Here is a 15,285-nt window from a genome sequence, read left to right on the forward strand (position 1 = left end):
TTACACCTCTTTCATAACGGCGATGGCGGGAAGGATTTTTCCTTCCAAAAATTCCAAGCTGGCGCCGCCGCCGGAGGAGATGTGGCTCATCTTATCTTCAAGGCCCGCCTGTTTAATGGCCGCCGCGGAATCGCCGCCGCCGATGACCACTTCGGCATCCAAATCGCCTAAAATCTTCGCGAGAGCCACAGTGCCCTTGTCGAAGGGCGCCGTTTCAAAGACGCCGGCCGGTCCGTTCCATACGACGGACTTGGCGTGTTTTAATCCTTCGCCGTAGGCTTTTACCGTATCTTCGCCGATATCCAGGGCCATTTCATCGGCCTGAATGTCGTCCAAATGGGCGGTGCGGACGGTCTTCGGTTGGTCGATGCCCTTGGCTACAACCAAATCCACGGGCAGATTCAACGCCACGCCTTTTTTCTCGGCCTTGGCCATGAGTTCCTTGGCGTGATCCACTTCGTCGACTTCCACGAGGGATGCGCCCATACCGTGGCCCTTCGCCAAAAGGAAGGTGTTGGCCATGGCGCCGACGATAAAGATTTCATCGACTACGTTCATTAAATTGTCGATGACGGAAATTTTATCGCTTACTTTCGCGCCGCCTAAAATGGCCATGAAGGGACGTTTAGGCTTTTCGATTAAATCGGAAAGCACCTGCACTTCTTTGCCCATTAAAAAGCCCAGTGCGGCAGGCAATTTCTTCACGATGCCCACATTGGATGCGTGGGCCCGGTGGGCGGTGCCGAAGGCGTCGTTGACATAACAGTCGGCGAGGGATGCCAATTCAGCGGCAAAACCGTCGTCGTTTTTCTTTTCTTCATTTCTGAAGCGCAGATTTTCCAAAAGGCCCATGTCGCCGGGCGCGAGCTCCCGGGCCATGCGCTCAACATTTTCGTCGACCACGGCGCCGGAGAACATGGGAATGATCTTGTGATCCAATACTTTTTCCGCCGCCTTCAATACAGGCGCCATGGAAAATGCTTCGTCGTAAGTTCCCTTGGGACGGCCCCGGTGGCTCATTAAAATCACCGATGCGCCCTTATCCAGCAAGTAGTCGATGGTGGGGCGAGCCGCTTCGATACGGGTCACATCCGTCACCTTGCCGTCTTTTACCGGCACATTAAAATCCACGCGCACCAAGACGCGTTTGCCCTGAACGTCCAATTGTTTTAAGTCCATAATTCCTCCAAAAAAATCGAGCCCGTAAAGAGCTCGACTTCCTATTACATCTTTTCTGCAACTAAGCTTGCCAAGTCGATGACTCTTTGGCTATAACCCCATTCGTTGTCGTACCAAGAGAAGAGCTTCACGAAATTGCCGTTGGCCAAGGTAAGGGACGCATCAAAAATCGAAGCGTGGGGATTGGCGATAATGTCGGAGGAGACGATGGGCTCTTCCGTGTATTCCAAAATTCCCTTCATGGGGCCTTCTGCCGCCTTTTTAATGGCTGCGTTAATTTCTTCTACGGTAGCGGGTTTTTTCAGTTCGAAAACCATGTCTGTAATGGATCCCGTGGGAACGGGTACGCGAAGGGCGTGGCCGTCGAGTTTGCCCTTAAGTTCCGGCAATACTTGTGCCACGGCTTTGGCAGCGCCGGTGGAGGTGGGGATAATATTTTCCGCCGCCGCACGGGCTCTGCGCCAGTCTTTTTTGTGCTTGGCATCGTGGATCTTTTGGTCATTGGTGTAGGCGTGGACCGTGGTCATCATGCCCTTTTCAATGCCGAAGGTATCCAGTATAATCTTTGTCACCGGCGCCATGCAGTTGGTGGTGCAAGACGCGTTGGACAGGAAGTGGTGCTTTTCGTTGTCGTAAAGATCACTGTTGACGCCCATGACGATGGTAATGTCTTCGCCCTTGGTCGGCGCCGATACGATGACCTTCTTTGCACCGGCCTTGAAGTGTTTTTCCGCGCCGTCGCGGTCTTTAAATGCGCCGGTGGTGTCGATGACGATGTCCACCTTGTTTTCTTTCCAAGGAATGTTTTCGGGATCCCGTTCGTCGGAAATAATAATGTCTTTGCCGTCGATGTTAAAGCCCTTGTCCGTTACCTTGACGGTGCCGGGATAGTTGCGGTAAATGGTGTCGTGGCGGAACAGATGGGCCATAAGCTCCCAGTCCCCACTGGCATTTAATTGAACCAATTCGAAGGGCAGGTCGTCTCGTAAGCAAATTCCGCGAATCACGTCGCGGCCGATGCGGCCAAACCCATTAACACCTACACGAATAGTCATTGTATCCTCCTTGTATCGATTGTTTCCGATTGTTATCTGTTTAAATGATACCCAAAGGCGGGAATAATCACCGCCCTCGATCATAAAAATCCATCCTTTTCATCATATCAGAAACTGCCCCTCAATGCGATAAGCAATGATAAATAGAAAGGACAAATTATGCTCTTCGTCCTCCAAGGTCCTTCCGGATCGGGAAAAACGACCCAGGCCGCCCTTTTGGCCCGCGAAAAAAACTTTGAAAAAATTATTACCGCCACCACCAGACCGCCGCGGGCGGGGGAAATGAACGGCCGCGACTATTATTTTCTCGACGAAAAAACCTACGACGCCCGCCTGAAAAACGGCGAGCTTTTGGCCCCCACCGCCATTCACGGGGCGAAATACGGCATCCCGAAGGCGGATCTTCTTTCGATTATTAAAAGCGATGCGCGCCACGCCGTCGTCGTGTTAGACGACAAGGGGGCGGAGGAATTGCGCGCCGCCGGGGCCTATGTCATCGGCCTTCGCTTAGACGAGGCCACCCGCCACGCCCGCCTCATAAAGCGGCGGGATGAAGACCGCTTCGACAAGGAACATTTCAAACTTCAATGCGACGCCATCGTCGACGGTTCCGGATCTGAAGAGGCGGTGTTCGATGCGTTGAATCAGGTTGTGGCCCGTGCCCTTATCGAAAGAGGAAGGTGAAATCTTTCACAAAAATTTTTCGTTCCCGTAAATTTTTCTTCCCTTTTCCCCGCCATTTTATAAAATTTTTGATAGAATGAGTGGGAGGTGACATGATGAATTATTTATACGTGTTCGCAGCTGCATTCCTGTTTTCGTCTATGGAGGTCGCCATTAAATTTACCGGCGGCGCCTTTAATCCTGTTCAACTAAACTTTATCCGCTTTTTGGTGGCGGGGATACTGCTCTATCCCATTAGCCGCAAAGAGCTTTCAACGCTTACATACAAACTGGTGAAAAAAGACTACCTCCACTTCGCCTTTACGGGCTTTTTGTGCATCGTCGTGTCCATGACCTTCTACACCTTGTCCGTCTCCTTCCTCGACGCCCACGTGGCCGGCGTCCTCTTTTGCGCCAACACTTTTTTCTCCATGCTCCTGGCCCATTTCTTTACCACGGAGAAAATGAACCGGCCCATGCTCTTCGCCGTGGCCCTGTCCTTCGTGGGCTTTCTCGTGCTCATTAATCCCGCCCACTTCAAGGGCTCCCTTTTAGGCGTCGTCATCATCCTGATCTCGGCCCTGTCCTTTTCCGTCTACGCCTTGGTGGGAAAAATCCTCTACAAAGACGCTCCCTTTAAGGCGCCCACCATTACCTCCCGCTCCTTTCTCTTCGGCGTGGCGGAACTTTTCATCTTGATTATGATCTCCCGCACGGCCCCCGTGGCCGGCGCCCTGAAAGCCGTGGGTCTCGATGTCTTCGCGGAGATCCCCATTCTAAAGGGCATTGCCCCGGACAACATCCTCATTCTTCTCTACATTTCCGTCTTCGTCACGGGCCTGGGCTTTGCCAGCCACCTTTTCGCCGTGGAAACCAATCCCGTAGCCGTGTCCTCTCTGGTCTTTTTCGTAAAACCCATTCTCTCGCCGATCCTGTCGGCGATTTTTCTCGGAGACATTGTTTACAAGCACGAAATCGTCGGCATCCTCCTCATCGCCGCGGCATCGAGCTTGATTATCTACGAACAACACCGCCGAGAGCAAAAAGCCCTCGCAGAAAAATAAATACAAACAGCCTTTCTGGGCACGAAAAAACGGAGGCGCAAACCTCCGCTTTTAATTGGCTCATTTGGCGATTTCAACGGTGGAAAGAATTTCCGGCAATTCTTTCCGCGCGTCATTGTAGGCTTTTTGTAATTCCTTGTTTTCCAAACTGGTTTGCACGTCGGAGGCGCAGATAAAGATCAGGTACTTGTTTCCGATCCGCCCCACGACGTAAGAGGGAATGTCGCCTTCCGGTTTGTCGGCAATGTCGAAGCAGCCCACCCAGCCGATGGATTCGTCGGCGGCGTGGTTTTTCTTTTCGTAGAGGCTCTTTCTCAAAAAGCCGCTATCCATTTTTTCTTCCTTGTACAGGAACATGTCTTTCTTGTCTTCGGGAATGGTGAAGGACACATTTTTATAGAGCGACACTTTTTCGCCCTTCACCTTCTTGCCGATTTCCATATCGCCGAAAAGGGCCGTGCGATTCTTTTCGTCCCATTGAACCTTCACGCCGAGGGCTTCGGCGACGAAACGCATGGGAAGATAGGTGCGGTCTTTGGAAATCCGCGGCACCGTGTCCATGGTCTTCTTCACGCCGTTGACCGTGTAAGCTTTCTTGCCGATGGTCATGACCACTACATTTTTTCCGTTGGTCAGGGTGACTTCCCGGGTCTTGCCGTTCCAGTCCGCTTTTCCGCCCAGACCTTCGGCGACGACGCGAACGGGAAGAGTGATGCGGTCGTTCTTCACTTCTACGCCGGTAAAGCCTTCGTACATGCCGGCTTGAACGCCCTTAATATAGACGTCGATGGGGTATTCGTCGTCGTCTTCCGGGCCGTTGGCAAAGGCCAAAGTGGGAATAAAGCACAAGGCCAGCAAAATAAGTACAAATTTTTTCATGTTTTCTCCTTTCTACAACAGTATCTATATGAGTATTGTACCCCCCTCCGATAAAAATACAACCAATAAAAATAAATTGCAATGCCTCTCGCATCGGCGTATAGTATTTCCCGGAGATCGTATTTTTTTAAACGATACTCGCCCCGTTTAAGGGGCAGGCAAAACCAGCGGATTTTTCCGCCGACAATTTTACAAGGAGAATTATGCAAGTAGAGATGTTACAGGGAAAAATTCACCGAGCGACGGTGACCCAAGCTGAACTTAACTATGTGGGAAGCATTACCATCGATGAGGCGCTCCTGGAGGCCTCGGGTATTAGAGAGTATCAGAAGGTGCAAGTGGTGGACATCGACAACGGCTCCCGTTTGGAGACCTACACCATTGCCGGCGAACGCAACAGCGGCGTGATTTGCTTAAACGGTGCCGCTGCGCGACTGGTCTCTGTGGGAGACAAGGTGATTATTATGAGCTACGCCGCCTACGAGGCCAATGAGCTTTCGGACTACGCGCCGAAGGTGGTCTTTGTGGACGAAAACAACGGCGTCAAGCAAATCGCGACCTACGAAAAACACGGCACCTTGTCGTAAAGGCAATGCAATAAGGGGCGAAATTCATTTTGCCCATGAAAAAACCCGCTTCGAAGCGGGTTTCATAATCAGGATGAAGGAAGGATTCCCTTCCTTCTTTTTTTGTGCCAATCCTTAGGACAGGATCAGGTTTTGAATGTCTTCTTCCACGGTTCCGTTGGGGGCGATGTTGAAGTTTTCCACCAGCACCTTCACCACATTGTCGCTTAAGAAGGCGGGCAGGGTCGGCCCCAGGTGAATGTTCTTTACGCCTAAGGACAAGAGGGCCAGAAGCACAATGACGGCCTTTTGTTCGTACCAGGCGATGTTGTAGACGATGGGCAGTTCGTTAATGTCGGCGAGCCCGAAGATTTCCTGCAGCTTCATGGCGATGACGGCGAGGGAGTAGGAGTCGTTGCATTGGCCGGCGTCTAAGACGCGGGGAATGCCGCCGATGTCGCCCATGTGCAGTTTGTTGTAGCGATACTTCGCACAGCCCGCCGTTAAAATCACCGTGTCATCCGGCAGGGCCTTGGCGAAATCTTCGTAGTAATTGCGGTCCCTTTGCCGTCCGTCGCAGCCGCCCATGACCACAAATTTCTTAATGGCACCGCTCTTTACCGCATCCACGACTTTATCCGCCAGAGCAAACACTTGATTATGGGCGAAGCCGCCGACGATGGTGCCTTCTTCGATTTTTTCAGGCGCCTTGCAGCCCTTGGCCTGTTCGATGATGGCACTGAAATCCTTGTGTCCCTTGTCGTCTTCGTCGATAAATTTCGCACCCGGATAGCTTGCCACGCCGGTGGTATAGAGGCGATCCAAATAGCTGCCTTCTTTCGGAGGCACGATGCAATTGGTGGTCATGAGTATGGGGCCGTTAAAGGAGGCGAATTCTTCTTTTTGGTGCCACCAGCTGCCGCCATAATTGCCGACGAAGTGGTCGTATTTCTTAAATGCGGGATAGTAATTGGCGGGGAGCATTTCCGAGTGGGTGTAGACGTCCACGCCGGTGCCTTTCGTTTGTTCGAGGAGTTCTTCCATGTCCTTTAAATCGTGGCCGGAGATTAATATCCCGGGATTGTTTCGCGGCTCAAGGGACACTTCCGTGATTTCCGGATGGCCGAATTTTGTCGTGTTGGCTTCATCCAAGAGGGCCATGGCCTTTACGCCGTTTTCCCCTGTTTTTAAGGTGAGGGCCACGAGCTCGTCCACCGTTAAGCTGTCGTCGGTAATTTTTTCCAAGGCTTCCGCCATAAATGCGTGAACCTCGTCATCTCTAAATCCCAGCACATTGGCGTGGCGGGTATAGGCCGCCGTGCCCTTTAAGCCGTAGGTAATGAGCTCGCGAAGGGATCGAATGTCTTCATCTTTCGTGGCAAGGACGCCGATTGCATCGGCCTTTGCCGCTTCCGTAAGCCCTTCCCGCACGTCGAATGCAGCTTCGGCGGGGAGATCACTCATCCCTTGGGCCAATTCCTTCTTCATGTCCAGGGTCTTTACAATGTATTCTTCCACCGTTTGCGGATTGAAATTCGCATTGGTTATGGTGGTGAAAAGATTGTCGGCGATGCGGTCTTGTACCTCTTCTTTCATCTCGCCTAAATCCCCCTTGCGATTAGCCACTTGAGCCAGGCCCTTGGTGACGTAAATCAACAAATCCTGCAGATCCGCCACGTCTTTCGTCTTTCCGCAAACCCCTTTTACCGTACAGCCTTTATTGCCGGCGGTTTCCTGACATTGAAAACAAAACATAAGCTACCTCCTATTTCTTCTTTGCTTGATCGTATTTTCAGTATAGGTGCCGGCGAAAAAAATAGACGTAACTTTTGTTACGCCTAAGCCATTAAAATAATAAAGTTTCCAAGGTTTTCGGATCAAAGGACACGTTTCGCCCTTTTAAATCGATAAATCCGTCCCGATGCATTTTCATCAGGGTGCGGGAGAGAGAAGGCCGTGGCACGGCCAAGTAATCCGCCAGCGCCTCCCGACTCATTAATTCGAAATCTTCCCCCGTGGGGTTCACAAAGAGCAGGTGGCGGGCGATCTTTTTCTGAAGGCTCCCCGCCGAAAGCACCACCATCTTTTGATTGAGAAAATACGCCTTCTTCGCCAATACCGTGAGCATATTGGCCGTCATTTTCTGCGCCACGTCGCCGCCTGCGGGATCGAAGGCGTCCTTCGGCAGAAAGAGGAAACGGCTGTCCTTGACGGCGCGACAGGCAAAATCATAGGGCCTGTCATCTAAAAAAAGATACACCTCGCCGAAGACCGTGTCCTTTTGGCGAAAACGATTCACCATTTGCCGCTTGCCTGAAAAATCGTTTTTCTCCACTTCCACGGCCCCGCCCAAGAGAATAAAAAGCCCCTTCGCCTCGTCGCCTTCGCGAAACACATAGTCTCCTGATCGAACCGTTGTTTCCCTCGCACTGCACGCCTTTAAATGCTCGCGCAGCGCCTGCTCGCCGATACCTGAAAAGAGAGTGTGTCTACCGGCCACGGCCTTCACCTCGTCTCAAGCGGCGCAGGCGAAAATTCGTCTCGTGCACGGCCCGGGACAGATCCGCCCCGGTGAAAAACCGCCGTCGAGACGAAAGCCTGGCCCTCTGAATCCGCCGCGAAAGATACATAGGGCGCCGCCTGTTTGAAAGGCTGCGCAAAAAAGCCGCAGCCACCGCCGCCGACGCCTTTTTTCCGAGAAGAGGCAAGACTCTATCCGACTGGCGCTTTTTAAATCGACGCACCGCTTCTTCCGCTTCAAAGGCCCTTGTCCTATTCTGTTTATCATCTATAATATATCGTTCAAATGTATGCTTTTTCATAAAGCCCTCCCGTTAACAGATATCTTTCTATAAAAATAACCAAATACGCTACATATTAAACCATTTAACGAAAATTTAGGTGTAATTTGCTAAATTTCCACGACTCCTTTCGCAATTATGTTTTATATGGTATATTGTCCTTAGCAGAAAACGTTACCGAAGTAAGCTAATGTTTTCTCGCTGCGATTCTTTAAGAAAGGAAGAAATTATGGATTGGAAGAAGCATCACAGGATTCTCATTATTACCGGCCACTTCGGCAGCGGTAAAACGGAAATGTCCATCAACTTGGCCCTCAAGCTTCGCGAGGAGAATGAAGAGGTGGCGGTCGTGGATTTAGATATTATTAATACCTACTTCCGCATCAGAGATAAAGATGATCTCATGAATGAAAAGGGGATCCGCACCCTCTCCACCGGCGTGAAGGCAAGAGCCGTGGATATTCCCGCGCTGGATCCGGCGATCGACGCGATTCTTTTAAACAAGGACACGCGAGTCATCGTCGACGTCGGCGGAAATCCCTCCGGTGCTCGCGCCCTCGCCCGCTATCGCCCGACTTTGGAAGACACGGGGTATGAACAAATCTTTGTCATTAACTCCAACCGCCCGGAAACAAAAACGCCTGAGCAGGTCATCAAATTTATGGAAGACACCCAGGCTACGAGCGGTACGCAAATTACCGGCTTGTTCAACACCGCACACTTCCTGAAGCACACCACAGCCGACGATGTTATCGAAGGCTTGAAGTTGGCCGAGGCGGTCAGCGACCAAACAGGCCTGCCTCTGTTGGGAACAGTTTGCAAGAGCGACTTAGTCGATGAAGTTCGAGCGCGCACAAACGACGATCTGTATATTCTTCCCATCGATCTCTATTTCCGAGATCAATGGATGCTATAAGGAGGAAAACCAATGGCAAAAGGAAAAGTCACTTTCGATCAAGAGTACTGCAAGGGTTGCGCCCTCTGCGTCTCTGTCTGCCCCAAGGACGTCTTGGCTCTTAAAACCGACGAATTAAACCCGAAGGGCTACAGACCTGCCTACGCAAAAAATCCGGATGATTGTATCGCATGCACATCTTGTGCTATCATCTGCCCCGACTCTGTCATCAGCGTCTACCGCATCGAAGAGTGAAAGGAGTCTCACATGTCTGAAAAAATTCTAATCAAAGGTAACGAAGCTGTCGGCGCGGCACTCATCGCCGCCGGTTGTAAAACATATTTCGGCTACCCCATTACGCCTCAATCCGAAGTTCCCGAATACTTAGCAAGAGAATTACCGAAAATCGGCGGCACGTTCCTGCAAGCCGAATCGGAAGTTGCTGCAATCAACATGATCTACGGCTCCGCCGGTACCGGTACCCGCGTAGCTACCAGCTCCTCGTCTCCCGGGGTTTCCCTTATGCAAGAAGGCATCAGCTACATCGCTGCTTGTGAACTTCCCTGCATGATCATCAACATGATGCGTGGCGGCCCGGGCCTCGGCTCCATCCAACCGTCTCAAACCGACTATTTCCAATCCACGCGCGGCGGTGGTAACGGCGACTATCGTACCTTAACCTTAGCACCGGCATCCATCCAAGAAATGGTTGACTTAATTCACTTAGGCTTCGACTTGGCAGATCAATACCGCACCCCCGTCATCATGTGCGGCGACGGTATGCTCGGTCAAATGATGGAACCCATCGAATTTAAAAAATTCGAAACCAAGACATTCGACAAATCCGATTGGGCAGCCACCGGTACCCAAGGCAAGCGCGAACCCCACATCATCAACTCCCTCTTCCTTTCTCCCGACGAATTGGAAGCACACAACCTGAAGTTGATTGCTAAATACAAAGCCATTTCTGAAAACGAAAAACGCGCCGAAGTCATCGATGTTGAAGACGCCGATATCGTCTTTACCGCATTCGGTACCACCAGCCGTATTTGTAAGTCTGCAGGCGAACTCTTAAAAGCCAAAGGCTACAAAGTCGGTTACGTGCGCCCCATTACCCTCTGGCCCTTCCCCAACGAAGCTTACGACAAGATCAATGACAAATGTAAAGTCATCTTGGACGTGGAATTGAACCAAGGTCAAATGGTCGAAGACGTACGTCTTTCCGTTCTCGGCAGAATCCCCGTAGAATTCTACGGTCGTCAAGGCGGTATGATTCCCACGGCTGAAGAAATCGCAGACGTAGCTTTAAAGTTATTGGAGGCGTAAAATGGAAAAACTTATCTACACGAAAAGCAAAGCATTAACCGATGTCCCTACTCACTACTGCCCCGGCTGTACCCACGGCGTTATCCACAAACTCGTGGCTGAATGCTTGGAAGAATTAGGACTCACCGGCAACACCATCGGTATCGCACCGGTAGGCTGCGCCGTACTCGCATACAAATACTTCAACTGCGATATGTATGAAGCCGCTCACGGCCGTGCACCGGCTGTTGCTACCGGTATCAAACGTTCTACGCCCGACAAATTCGTCTTCACCTACCAAGGCGACGGCGACTTGGCATCCATCGGTTCCGGTGAAATCGTACAAGCGGCTCACCGCGGCGAAAAGATTTCCACCATCTTCGTTAACAACGCCATCTACGGTATGACCGGCGGCCAAATGGCCCCCACGACCTTGATCGGCCAAAAGACCACCACTTCTCCCACCGGCCGTCAAGTTGATTGGTCCGGACGCCCCATTCGCATTGCCGAAATGCTCGCAACCATCGACGGCGCAAAATTCGTCGAACGTGTTGCTGTAAACACTCCGGCAAACATCCGCAAAGCGAAAAAAGCCATCAAACGCTGCTTCGAAATTCAATTAGAAGGCAAAGGCTTCGGTATCGTCGAAGTACTTTCCGCTTGCCCGACCAACTGGGGTTACCCGCCGGCAGAAGCATTGAAATGGTTAGAAGAAAACATGATTCCCTACTATCCCTTAGGAAATCTGCGTAACGGGGAGGATCTATAATGACTACAAACAGAGTAATTGTATCCGGCTTCGGCGGCCAAGGCGTTATGGGTATCGGCCAATTATTGACCTATGCCGGCATGTTCGATAACAAACACGTATCCTGGTTACCTTCTTACGGTCCCGCTATGCGTGGCGGCGCTGCAAACTGCTCCGTCATCATTTCCGACGAACCCATCGGCGCACCGAACATCTCTACTGCCGATGCAGCCATCGTTATGAACGAACCTTCTCTGGACAAATTTGAATCCTACGTTGCTCCGGGCGGCCACATCTTCATTAACAGCTCCCTGGTCAGCAAAGACACCTCCAGAAAAGACATTACTTCTCACCACCTGCCCGTCAACCAATTGACCGAAGAATACGGCAACCCCCGTGTACTGAACATGATTATGATCGGCGCATTTAACACGATCCTGAACATGGTCAGCCAAGAAGCTTTGGAAAAAGCCGTTGACAAACTCTACGGCAAAAAAGGTGAAAAGATCATGAAGATGAACTTAGACGCCCTGAAATTCGGCGAAAACAAAATGAAGGAGATCCTCAATGCGAAATGAAGTTGAAATTCTGAGACGAGCCATGTTAAACGAAGTGGAAGGTGCTGAATTTTACAAACTGTCTGCAGAAAAATTCGCTCCCTCTGCTACGAAAGACGCTCTCTTAGACTTGGCACGCCAAGAAGAAGAACACATCGAATATTTAAGAAGCCTTTCCGAAAAGCTCATCGACGGTTCCAGAAGCATTAACTTCGACCCCGAAGCCCTTAAAGAAGAAGTTCCCTCTCCGGGCATCTTCAAATGGGACAAGGTTGACGAAGACATGGTTCGCTTGGCAGTTACCGTCTTCTCCGTAGGTATGAACATGGAAAAAGATTCCGTGAAATTCTACAGCGAAGCTAAGGAAAAAGTTGATAGCGAAGAATCCAAAAAGCTTTTCGACATCTTAGTTAAGTGGGAAGAAAGCCACCTCGAAACCCTTCAAAAACAATACGACATCTACCAACAAGAATGGTGGAACATGCAAAACTTTGAACCCTTCTAAAGAGAAGAGTTTCTCGACAAAAGAGCCCGCTTCGGCGGGCTTTTTTTGTTGCACTTTCTTTATTTGTTCAAGGCAAATTTCCGCTCGCCGCTTTATCTATGAGACTCCCCATAAACGGCAGCAGAATTTCGTGGTACAATACATATAAGACCACCCGTTCATGTATTGAACGCAAACCGAAGTGAAAGAACAAATGAGAGATGAACATGAATCAAACAGACCCTATTCAAGCATTTATTGAAAGCAATCCCCTTCCCGCGGCCTACAAGAGCCGCATTCCCGATCCCCGCTTCCGCTACCACGGCGAGGAGATCCTGCGTGCCGCCACCGCCGCCATTTTGTCCGGGAAAAATCTGCTTCTCGTCGGCGAAAAATCCACGGGAAAAAACGTGCTGGCGGAAAATTTGGCCAAGCTTTTTCAGCGGCCATTGTGGAATGTGTCCCTGCACATGAGCATCGACGCCGCGGCCCTTATGGGCGACGACAGCTTAAAAGACGGCAATGTCTTCTTCCGGGAAGGCCCCATTACCATGGCATCGAAAGTCGGCGGCTTTGCCGTGCTGGACGAGATCAATATGGCGAAAAACGAAGCCCTGGCCGTGCTCCACTCCACCTTGGACTACCGCCGCATCATCGATATGCCCGGCTACGACCTCATTAAAATCCACCCGGCCACCCGCTTCATCGCCACCATGAACGAGGGCTACGAAGGCACCCGGGACTTAAACGAAGCCCTGCTCTCCCGCTTCGTCGTATTGAAAATGCCCGCCATGGCCGAGGCGGATCTGAAGCAATTAATCGAAGAGACTCACCCGCGTCTAAAGCCCGCCTTTGTTCGCGACCTGGCCCGCCTCGTGGCAGACATGGACAAAAAGGCCGCCGCCAACGAAATCCCCCGCCACGCCGTAGACATTCGCGGCCTCTTCGACGCCTTGGATCTGGTGAAAGAAGGCCTGGAGCTGAAAAAGGCCCTTACCATGACCTTGTCGAACAAACTCTTCGATCCCTTCGAAGAAGAACTCCTCGCCGATCTGTTCAAGGTTCGTTTCAAAGACGCCTTGTATTTCGACGACCTCGCGGACTGATCCATGAACACCCGCGGAACAAACAGAACCGACAACCTTCAGTGGGCGGGAGCGGAAAACTACCACTTCGCTCCCTCTCTCTACGGCAAAGACCTGGCGGGGAATGATGATTTCTACTTAAACTTCATCCTGGGCCTTGCCGCAAAATACTTCGGTGCCGAAACCTTGGAGCGCCTCTTCGCCTCCTTCTCCGGCCAAATTCTCCGGGAGAAATACGATCTCTTCGCCCTCTACCTTTTGGAAGAGGCCGTCTATCACCGCGAAGTGAAGGTGCGGCCGGTGCTTTCAGATCTCAGACGCGCCTTCGCCCGCCGCTTTTTAGACGACGCCTACGACCTGCGCAGGCGCACCCTGGCCCTGCGGCAACCCCTCTTCTACACCATGGAAATGAAGCGCACCCACGACATCCTCGGCCTGCCCTATAAAAAACTCAGCAAAAAAGAAACGGCCATCTACGGCGATCTTCGCCTCCCCGAAGACACGACGGCATCGGATCTCCAGGCCCGCGTGGAGGCCCTCTTCGCCCGCGACCTGCGCTTTCGAAAGCACGCCCGGCCCCCGGTGATCCCCTTGCCCGCCATTCACCTCTTCTCCATTCCCGGCTACGTCTCCGTGGCCCGAGACAATGTGCCCGGCATGTTTCACGACGGCGGTGGCGGCGATCTGCCCCTCTTCTTTCATTTCTTTCGCGCCATGAAAAAAAGCCGAGACGATGACATCGAAAAAACCTTCGGCAGAAACCTTTTCTCCGACGAAAAGAGCCTTGCCCTGAACCGCGCCATTTGCACGGAGGGCCACAGAAAATCCCGCATCTACTTTACCCGCGGCATCGACGAGAAAGACAAAAGCCAGGATCAGGATTTAAACGCCCGCACCGTGAACCGCCACCTGCTGAAATTTCAGGAAAACAAAAGCAGCTACAACCGCGCCATCAACGACTTGACCCGGGCCTTTAAGCTGAAACTGGCTTCTGTTACCACCACGAGCGGCGAAGTAGCCCGCCGAGGCAAACTCATTCCCCGCCGCGCCTTTCGCGCTGAAATATCGGGTCGCGCCGCCATTTTCGAGCGAAAAAACCTCCTTCCCGCCCCGAGCTTTCACGTGGATCTCATTCTCGATGCCTCCGCTTCCCTCCTCGCCATCGAATCGGACATCGCCATCGAAGCCTATATCCTCGCCAAATCCCTGGAAAACAACGGCATTCGAAACCGCATCCTCTCCTACCAAACGGTGGAAGATACCACCGTCGTCACCATTTTAAAAGACGACGACGATCCCTGCGACATGAAACAAATCTTCCGCTACAAAGCCATGGGCTGGAACCGCGACGGCCTTTTCTTTAAAGCCTACCCCACCCTTCTCGATGGAAAGGCGCCGCAGCTTTCCATCGTGCTCACCGACGCCAATCCCAGCGACTTCAAGCCCCTGGCGGGAAAAGGCCTGCGCCCCGGCAAGGCCTATGCCGACAAGCCCGCCCTGGAAGATACGGCCCGCTACCTGGACGCCCTGGCGCGTAAAAACGTGAAGATCCTCGCCCTCTTAAACAGCGACCACGTGGATAATGCGGACACACTTTTCCGCCACCGCTTCGTGAAAATCCAAAAAATCGAACAAATCGCCCATGTGGCAGGCAAATGGATCCAAAAAGAACTGGTGAAAATGAATTAACCACGCAATAAACATCCCCCGGCGTAGTAGAGTGACCCCATAAAGTTGGACTTAATCGAGTAAGCATTTCGCTTACTCGATTTTGTTTTACATAACATTCGTTCTATGCGGATTGCATGCGTTCACGGTACTCTTTCGGACTCAGACCTCCTAACTTTTCTTTGATTCGATCGTTGTTGTAATAGCGGATAAAATTTTCAATGGCCCGAACGAGTTCTTGCCGGCTTTGGTAGACGTGGCCGGCATAGATTTCTCTTTTCAGTACGCTGAAGAAGTTTTCCATGGGTGCGTTGTCGTAGCAATTGCCTTTTCTGG

General features: G+C 51.6%; 18 protein-coding genes. 11 read left to right on the forward strand and 7 right to left on the reverse strand.

Features of this window, described 5'->3' with window-relative positions:
- Complete coding sequence (locus KO087_RS07655) at positions 1–1,179, reverse strand: phosphoglycerate kinase (RefSeq protein WP_215508685.1); 1,179 nt, start codon at positions 1,177–1,179, stop codon at positions 1–3.
- A 44-nt stretch (positions 1,180–1,223) separates the two neighbouring features.
- Positions 1,224–2,234 carry a type I glyceraldehyde-3-phosphate dehydrogenase gene (gene gap, locus KO087_RS07660; RefSeq protein WP_215508686.1) on the reverse strand — a complete coding sequence of 337 codons (1,011 nt, stop codon included), beginning with the start codon at positions 2,232–2,234 and terminating at the stop codon, positions 1,224–1,226.
- A gap of 159 nt (positions 2,235–2,393) precedes the next feature.
- Between gap and KO087_RS07665 the strand changes: the two genes are divergently transcribed.
- Both KO087_RS07665 and KO087_RS07670 read left to right on the forward strand, forming a co-directional pair.
- A complete protein-coding gene (locus KO087_RS07665) occupies positions 2,394–2,918 on the forward strand; it encodes a nucleoside/nucleotide kinase family protein (protein ID WP_215508687.1) in 525 nt (174 codons plus the stop codon).
- Between the two features lie 92 nt (positions 2,919–3,010).
- On the forward strand, positions 3,011–3,961 hold the full coding sequence (locus tag KO087_RS07670) for a DMT family transporter (protein WP_251374973.1): 951 nt from the start codon (positions 3,011–3,013) through the stop codon (positions 3,959–3,961).
- Between the two features lie 60 nt (positions 3,962–4,021).
- Here the strand turns inward: KO087_RS07670 and KO087_RS07675 are convergent, their stop codons facing one another.
- On the reverse strand, positions 4,022–4,840 hold the full coding sequence (locus KO087_RS07675) for a copper amine oxidase N-terminal domain-containing protein (RefSeq protein ID WP_215508688.1): 819 nt from the start codon (positions 4,838–4,840) through the stop codon (positions 4,022–4,024).
- Positions 4,841–5,043: 203 nt separating this feature from the next.
- Here KO087_RS07675 and panD point away from each other — a divergent pair, with 203 nt between their 5' ends.
- A complete protein-coding gene (gene panD / locus KO087_RS07680) occupies positions 5,044–5,427 on the forward strand; it encodes an aspartate 1-decarboxylase (protein ID WP_215508689.1) in 384 nt (127 codons plus the stop codon).
- Between the two features lie 114 nt (positions 5,428–5,541).
- Here panD and hcp read toward each other — a convergent pair whose 3' ends face one another.
- The 3 genes from hcp to KO087_RS07695 all read right to left on the reverse strand — a co-directional run bounded on the left by hcp (position 5,542) and on the right by KO087_RS07695 (position 8,228).
- Entirely contained in the window at positions 5,542–7,161 is a 1,620-nt protein-coding gene (gene hcp, locus KO087_RS07685; protein WP_215508690.1) for a hydroxylamine reductase, read from the reverse strand.
- Positions 7,162–7,252: 91 nt separating this feature from the next.
- Positions 7,253–7,906 (reverse strand): Crp/Fnr family transcriptional regulator, encoded by a 654-nt coding sequence (locus tag KO087_RS07690; RefSeq protein ID WP_215508691.1) that lies wholly within the window; start codon positions 7,904–7,906, stop codon positions 7,253–7,255.
- Positions 7,896–8,228 (reverse strand): hypothetical protein, encoded by a 333-nt coding sequence (locus KO087_RS07695; RefSeq protein ID WP_215508692.1) that lies wholly within the window; start codon positions 8,226–8,228, stop codon positions 7,896–7,898. Before KO087_RS07695 ends, KO087_RS07690 begins: the two co-directional genes overlap by 11 nt.
- A 208-nt stretch (positions 8,229–8,436) precedes the next feature.
- On the opposite strand from KO087_RS07695, the gene KO087_RS07700 reads away from it, so the two are divergent.
- The 8 genes from KO087_RS07700 (at position 8,437) to KO087_RS07735 (ending at position 14,970) form a co-directional block, all read left to right on the forward strand.
- On the forward strand, positions 8,437–9,123 hold the full coding sequence (locus KO087_RS07700) for a nucleotide-binding protein (RefSeq protein WP_215508693.1): 687 nt from the start codon (positions 8,437–8,439) through the stop codon (positions 9,121–9,123).
- A 12-nt stretch (positions 9,124–9,135) separates the two neighbouring features.
- Positions 9,136–9,357: a 4Fe-4S dicluster domain-containing protein gene (locus KO087_RS07705; protein WP_108831611.1), complete on the forward strand. Its 222-nt coding sequence runs from the start codon at positions 9,136–9,138 to the stop codon at positions 9,355–9,357.
- A gap of 12 nt (positions 9,358–9,369) precedes the next feature.
- The gene (locus KO087_RS07710) at positions 9,370–10,428 is read left to right on the forward strand and encodes a 3-methyl-2-oxobutanoate dehydrogenase subunit VorB (protein ID WP_215508694.1); all 1,059 of its coding nucleotides are present in this window, start codon (positions 9,370–9,372) and stop codon (positions 10,426–10,428) included.
- A gap of 1 nt (position 10,429) precedes the next feature.
- Complete coding sequence (locus KO087_RS07715; RefSeq protein ID WP_108831609.1) at positions 10,430–11,176, forward strand: thiamine pyrophosphate-dependent enzyme; 747 nt, start codon at positions 10,430–10,432, stop codon at positions 11,174–11,176.
- Positions 11,176–11,733, forward strand: coding sequence for a 2-oxoacid:ferredoxin oxidoreductase subunit gamma family protein (locus tag KO087_RS07720; protein ID WP_215508695.1), 558 nt, complete (start codon positions 11,176–11,178; stop codon positions 11,731–11,733). Before KO087_RS07715 ends, KO087_RS07720 begins: the two co-directional genes overlap by 1 nt.
- Positions 11,723–12,217, forward strand: a complete 495-nt coding sequence (locus KO087_RS07725) for a ferritin-like domain-containing protein (RefSeq protein ID WP_215508696.1) — start codon at positions 11,723–11,725, stop codon at positions 12,215–12,217. Before KO087_RS07720 ends, KO087_RS07725 begins: the two co-directional genes overlap by 11 nt.
- Before the next feature lie 206 nt (positions 12,218–12,423).
- The gene (locus KO087_RS07730) at positions 12,424–13,302 is read left to right on the forward strand and encodes an AAA family ATPase (RefSeq protein WP_215508697.1); all 879 of its coding nucleotides are present in this window, start codon (positions 12,424–12,426) and stop codon (positions 13,300–13,302) included.
- Between the two features lie 3 nt (positions 13,303–13,305).
- Positions 13,306–14,970, forward strand: a complete 1,665-nt coding sequence (locus KO087_RS07735) for a VWA domain-containing protein (protein ID WP_215508698.1) — start codon at positions 13,306–13,308, stop codon at positions 14,968–14,970.
- Between the two features lie 103 nt (positions 14,971–15,073).
- Here KO087_RS07735 and KO087_RS07740 read toward each other — a convergent pair.
- On the reverse strand, positions 15,074–15,285 hold a 212-nt coding region (locus tag KO087_RS07740), incomplete at its 5' end, for an IS3 family transposase (RefSeq protein WP_215508699.1).

The organism is Peptoniphilus rachelemmaiella (genome assembly GCF_943169845.1).
GTDB lineage: Bacteria > Bacillota > Clostridia > Tissierellales > Peptoniphilaceae > Aedoeadaptatus > Aedoeadaptatus rachelemmaiella.